Origin of the sequence: Amycolatopsis anabasis, from assembly GCF_009765355.1 — a bacterium.
GTDB lineage: Bacteria > Actinomycetota > Actinomycetes > Mycobacteriales > Pseudonocardiaceae > Amycolatopsis > Amycolatopsis anabasis.
Window position 1 is genome coordinate 1 of record NZ_VTHK01000127.1, and the last position, 6,063, is coordinate 6,063.

The 6,063-nt window shown below is 67.2% G+C and carries 4 protein-coding genes; all 4 read right to left on the reverse strand.

Translation table 11 applies throughout. The features are described 5' to 3' along the window. Window positions 1–188: 188 nt before the first annotated feature. Window positions 189–1,580 carry a hypothetical protein gene (locus FXO23_RS50125; protein ID WP_246258649.1) on the reverse strand — a complete coding sequence of 464 codons (1,392 nt, stop codon included), beginning with the start codon at window positions 1,578–1,580 and terminating at the stop codon, window positions 189–191. A 141-nt stretch (window positions 1,581–1,721) separates the two neighbouring features. Continuing rightward, window positions 1,722–3,029 carry a hypothetical protein gene (locus FXO23_RS50130; RefSeq protein ID WP_158896228.1) on the reverse strand — a complete coding sequence of 436 codons (1,308 nt, stop codon included), beginning with the start codon at window positions 3,027–3,029 and terminating at the stop codon, window positions 1,722–1,724. Continuing rightward, window positions 3,026–3,604 (reverse strand): RNA polymerase sigma factor, encoded by a 579-nt coding sequence (locus tag FXO23_RS50135; protein ID WP_158896230.1) that lies wholly within the window; start codon window positions 3,602–3,604, stop codon window positions 3,026–3,028. Before FXO23_RS50135 ends, FXO23_RS50130 begins: the two co-directional genes overlap by 4 nt. Window positions 3,605–3,832: 228 nt before the next feature. Next, the gene (locus FXO23_RS50140; protein ID WP_218952441.1) at window positions 3,833–4,126 is read right to left on the reverse strand and encodes an SDR family oxidoreductase; all 294 of its coding nucleotides are present in this window, start codon (window positions 4,124–4,126) and stop codon (window positions 3,833–3,835) included. Window positions 4,127–6,063: the final 1,937 nt, after the last annotated feature.

Genomic DNA, 6,063 nt, shown 5'->3' on the forward strand with positions numbered 1-6,063 from the left:
CCGACACCCGCGGACATCCACTACCGCGCAACACCCCGGCGCGGTAGTGGATCACCCGGGGCGCCGCGCCATCCACAGTGGACGACGCCCCCTCGCGGTTACCGGCTGGATCCTTGGACTCGGGATTCTGAACACGGGAGTCAGGATTCCGGGCGGGTTCAGGCCGGATCGTGCCGCGTCGACCAGCTTCAAGGTACCCGGCGTAGGTAGAGGTGATCGGGCCCGAGCGTCGGTGCGTGGATGTCCCAGCGGGCCACGGTGTTCGGAGGTGGAGCACTCGCGCGCACCAGTTCGAGGTCGACCCGGCGTGGTGTGGTTTGCTCGTCGGCGAACGCGAAGTTCACCGTGTACAGGGCGCGCTCGGTCGGGCTGGCGTGGGCAAGTCGCTCGCGTACGGCCACCGCCAGCCGCCCGCGATCGGAGAACGTGTCGACGATCGCGCAGTCGCAGTAGTAGGCCAGCACGCCGATCTCACCATGACTGGCGATCGCCCGACCCTCGGCGAGTGCGCTCAGGTCGCGGCCGATCCGCGCGTATTCAGCGGTGGACGCGTAGTTCGAGGTGATGGGTGCGAACTCGCGCGGAGTGGCGACGTAGGTGACGGCGGACACGACCAGCAGTCCCAGCACCGCGGGTTTGGCGTGTGCGCAGGCGAACACCGTTCCGGCGATGATCATCGGGGCGTAGTACCAGTGGTACGGCGGCACTCCCAGTGCACTGTAGACGGTGTAGTGTGCCACCCCGGCGAATGCGAACATGCCGAGCGGGAAGCGGCTGCGGGCGTCGGCGACCGCCGCGGCCAGCAACGGCGGAGCGAACGCCAGTGCGGTCTGCCAGGGGAAATTCTGGAAGTACAGCAGCGGTCCGTTGCTGAAATCCCAGTCGCCCCACGCCTTCTGCGCGCCCTGCAGAGTCTTGATCACCAGTGTGTCCGGTACGACCCCGCCGAGCACGAGCCAACTGAAGCCGAACCACGGCACGACGACGGCCAGCGCACCGAGCGTGCACCGCACGAGGCCCTGCCAGAACCGCTTGCGGACCAGCACCAGGACCACGGCGAACAGCAGGAGATCCACTCGGATCAGCACCACCGCCCCGATAGTCAGGCCGAGGGCGAACGGCCGCCGGTCCAGCGAAAGGGCCAGCAGCCAGCACAGTCCGGTCGCACCCATCGCTACCTCGAGACCTATCGAGGAGATCAGCAGTGGGTTGACCATCAACGCGGCGACCGTCAGCGGCGGGAACCATCTTGGCAGCTCGAGCGACGCACCGATTCGCCGCAGCGCGAAGTACGCCACCACCTGGCACGTGGCGAACAGCGCGCCCGCGGCGAGCTGCACGTCCCTGGTGATTACGGTGAGCGCGGCCAGCGCCAGCACGTTGCCAGGTGAGGTGGCCGTGTTCGACGGCGCGTCGGCGACCAGCCCCCAATGCCCATGGAAGGCGAGATTGCGCGCATAGGAAAAGGTGATGAAGCTATCGTCGATCAGGTGCCCGCGGGCGACCGCGTACAGCACGGCCGCGACCACCGCCAGCGCGGCTGCCGTGAGCCATGAACGCTGCGTGAGGGCGCGGTTCACTACGGGAAGAGCAAGCAAGACCGGACTCCAGGCTTAGTCGGGGGTGCCGACGGGTTTCGCGTGGTGGGGGCGCGCGGCCGCACCGGCACCTCGCACGGCCCTGATGGCCGGAATTCCGGCAGGGGTCAGATCTCGGCGGGCCTACTCGGGAAACCGCATCGACCGCTGCAGAGTTATCTCGTCACGCGCGTTGTACAGGGTGACGGTCGTGTCCTCCGCCCCTGAACCGTGAAGTGTGTCGGGGCCGAAATCGGCAGGTAACAGGACCAGGAAGGTGCCTGCGGTGACCACCGGGGTCAGTGGCTGCCGGCCACCCTGCCTGGCCACGGTCATCCGCGCGGTATCCGCCGGTACGAGTCCACCCGCGACGAACTGCCCGTAACCCTGCGGAGTGCGGTTGATCCCCTCGAACAGCGCACGCCCGCTGAGCAGGGGCGAGCCCGCGAGGAAGTTCATCTCCTCCGCGTGGTAGCTGGGCTTGCTCTCGCGCTTATCCACCGCGCAGAAGACGACCCGGTCACCGAACCGGCCCGCGATCACTGTGGTCGGGCCCGCGGTCAGCGTCGCGGTCGGCTGGAAGCTCTCCGGGTCGGGAATCTGGTAGCTCGATCCGGAGAGGCAGTCGCCGAGCGACCGGCCCAGATCGCTGGTCCGGTCGACGCCCGGGGTCGGGCGATCCACCACCCGCAACGCGGGTGGTGGCGCGACCAGTGGTGCGCCTGAGGTGGTGAAGGTGGCCGCCGAGGAGTTCGGCGTACCGGCCCACAGGAACATGCCGTCCACCGGCCGTGCGACTACTCCCGCCCCGGACAGACCACCGGGGCGGTGGTGTTCCACGCTCAGCGGTACGGGGCCGGGCTCGTCACTCACTCCGGCGAGGAAACCGGTCGGGCTCATCAACAGTGCCGCGGTCGAGGTCCCCGCCACGTAGGTCAGCGGCGCGTTCGGGTCCGAGACGGTCACCGTGGTGGCCGTGGTGTCACACACCAGCGGTTTACCGTCGGCGCGGGCCAGCACGGTCACCTCATACGGTGGGGCGCTTCGCCCCGGTGTTTCGTACAGTGGCGAACGTTGCCCCGGCCTGGTGTTGCCCACCGGTCGCCAGGTCTCCCGGCGTGGGAACGCGTCGCTCCTGCCCGCCGCGCGCAGTGCCGCCCAGCAGCGATCGAGTGCGTCATTCGCCAGTGGCAGATCCAGGGGCAACACCGGCAGATCCGGTGACACGCCCGGCGGCGGTGCCGTGGCCGACGCTGGCTCGTCCCGGCCACGGAAGTCGATGGTCGCCACGAAAGCGCCGCCGGCCAGCGCGACCACTACCGCCGCAGCGGCCACGGGTTTACGCCACGAGCGCCGCTCGGGCCTGGTCATGCCCTTGTAGAGGTCCAGCCGGATCTCGGCGCGCACCGCGTCCGGCAGCTCACGCTTCGGAGGCAGGTCGAAGTCGGTCATCGGATCTTCTCCAGTTCGGTGCGCAAGCGGGCACGCGCCCGCGACAGGTGTACGCGGATCGTGGGCTCGGCCAGTCCGAGCAGTTCGGCCACATCGGGCACCGGCAGTTCACCGACCAGGCACAGCTCCACCACCCGTCGCTGCGCTTTCGGCAACGTGGCCATGGCATCGGCCAGTTCGCGCAGCCGGGCGCTCGCGGTGACCCGATCCACCACCGACTCGGCGTGGTCGGGTACCTCACCGGGCACCTGGGCGCGGCGGATCAGTCGCAGGCGGCGAACCGCACTGCGGTGCTCAGTGCGCGCCAGATTCCCGGCCACCGTGAACAGCCACGGCAGAGCGGATTCATTGACCAGCGTGACCTCGGCACGCTTGCGCCAAGCGGTCAGAAAGGTGGCCGAGGCAAGATCCTCCGCCACCGACCAGGACCCGGTCAGCCGATAGATGTGGTTCCACACCGCCTGGACATGCCGTTCGAACAGCGCGGCGAAAGCGCTCTCGTCCCCCAGCCCCGCACGCTCCCACAGCGCTGGGTCCGACTCGCTGGTCGGCGCCTGTTTCGATCTCGCGGTCATCACAATAGTAAGTGGCCGGCACAACGGGAACCGTTGCAGTTGACGGCGACGCGATGAGTGGCGCGGTCGCCGCCAGGGGCAACGGGCGGCCGAGGAACCCCGGACGCGCTGTCATGCCGAGTTGAGTGCGTGAGCGATGCTTGGACCCGCACCCGGGTTCACGAAGTGGTGTTGGCCAGCCTGCCCCCTGCTGGTGCCCGACGCTGCAGGTGGTGGGCGCCGGATGGGTCAGGCCGTTTCGGCCAGCTCGCGCCACTGATGCCAGGTGGCGAGCCGCTGCTGGTACACGCTCTCGGCGATCGGGTACGGGTAGCTGCCGAGGAACAGCCGCAGCGGCGGTTCGGGCAGGTCGACCAGGCTGAGGACGACCTCCGCGGTGACCGACGGATCGCGCGGCGCGCGGGTGGTGGCGCCGGCGCGGCGGGCCTGCCGGATCGGTTCGTAGGCCGCGATCGGGGTGGTGTGCGCCGCCGAGGCCCCGGCCCAGTCGGTGCCGTACGGTCCTGGCTCGAGGATCGTCACCTTGGTCGGATCTGACGCTCCGTCATAAATTGCTAGCTAAAAAGTCGAGCAATTCTTCGGCTACCCGGTGTGTCCACGACGGGTACTCGACGCCGAGCGAGGGCAAATCTGCAAGTTGCACATGCGTGGTGTGTCAGGCACTGCAACCCACCGTGTGAGCCTATCGCGGCCACTGCTCGAGCCGCGCAGCGGCGATCGGGCCTGCTCAGCTTCGTCAATTCTCGAAGGAGTTGTCAGCAGCAGTGCATTTTGGCAAGCTTCTCTGTACGGGGCTTCCGCCCCCTCACCGCTGTGTCGGACATTCCCGTCAGTAGCCCAACCATCCGCCCTCATGAGTCGCTTCTAGTCCTATGTCGAAGACGAGAACGTTCGAGGACAGCTTCTTGCTCTAGAGGAAGAGGTTCAGAACCCGTCTGCGTAACGAAGCGAAAATTCTTTGCGACCACATCAAGGAACGCTGCCCCGACCTGAAGCAGGTGACAGTTGCGCCGGAGGTCAGGTTCGGCCACGGTCTTCAGAAGACGCCGCTGATGATCTCCCATCTGTCAGGAGAGCCCGTCAGTCTCGAACTACAACCCGCCGGAGGCGGCGCTGAACGTAGCGGAGCCCTTGATCACCGGTGATGTTGGGCGGGCACTGTTCGACGAGGTCGGGCTGCTGCTGATCGGCTGAGCCGAGACCGGCCCAGATCTTCTGCAGGCGTTGATGGTCGCAGATGTGTCGGGTGGCCAGGTCCAGAGCCAGTCGGACAACGCAACGCGTGCCTAGCCTGTGGACTCGGACAACCAGCGGGTGCGGCAGCAGGGCGGTGCGGATGTTGGCGGTATGTACGAGCATGGGACCACGTGAGTGCTCGTTTGCCATGAGCATGCTCCTGGCAGGCGGCATCATCAGGCGCTGCTCGACGGCAGAGGTGCACCCCCTCGAGCAGCCGATAACATCTTGTCCGACATCACTCGGCACAACCCGACACCCCAGGGAGCGGACTCTTAACCAGCGGGTTGCGGCCCCGCTCTAACTCGCGCAGTTTTAGATGACTCTCGTTCTGGCCAGGCATGGCGACTTGCTCGCGCGCACCGCAGCCGCAAGTCGGCGCGAGCGTGCAGCGCCGATCTTGAGTCGCTTCCGCAGGGTTTCGGCCGAGATCGGGCGCTGGAAAGCTTTTCGGTGTGCGGCGTCCTCCTGTCGAGCACGATCAAGCAGATCGTCCATCAGCGGCGAGGGCGCCGCCAGACCCTCTCCCCTAGCTCGAACCTTCGCCGTGGGCTTGTGTGCCCTCTCCTCTCGGTCCGCTGAGGTATCCGTGATCGGCGCTTCTCCGGCGCCACGGTTGACTGGCAGACGCTCACTACCGCGCATGGACAGGAGGGAACTTCAGCCCAACCGATCAGCAAAAGAGGTCCAACAGCGTCGAATGCGGCCCTACCCACGTCACCTGCCGCGAGGGGCTCGGCAACGTTCAGAGCGAGCGTCACCGCGCTCGCGAAGACTAGCAGTCTGCGGGCCGGTCGAAGTTGACTCGCTTTCGCCCCTGCCAGCGCGAGGTGGCGGATTGCCAGCAGGAGTCCGACAGCGGAAAGATCGACCGCGGGAGCAACCAGCGGGGCCACTCACACCGGCACTCCCAGCCGGAGGGCAGGGGCGAGGAAGTTGCCAAAACCGAACACGAAGCCAGACCGACCACAGTCCCGATGATCACCGAGATCACACCGACCACCGGGGCCCGCTCCCCCACCGAACGGGCCGGAGAATCGACCGGACATGAGGTGGTTCGCAATGCGATCTTCCTCCAACACTGACCTGCGCGGATACGCAAACCGGCTGGTCGGGACCGTGGTCGATCTACCTGACACTGAAGGCGTCACGACAATCGGCGAGTAGCCACCGAAGGGGTCCCCATGCCGTTCGTCCGGATCACGTTGAGTACGGACCGTCCC

Bases quoted from the DNA above. Each gene is read 5' to 3' on its own strand.
- FXO23_RS50130 (WP_158896228.1), bottom strand. From the start codon at position 3,029: ATGACCGACTTCGACCTGCCTCCGAAGCGTGAGCTGCCGGACGCGGTG.
- FXO23_RS50135 (WP_158896230.1), bottom strand. From the start codon at position 3,604: ATGACCGCGAGATCGAAACAGGCGCCGACCAGCGAGTCGGACCCAGCG.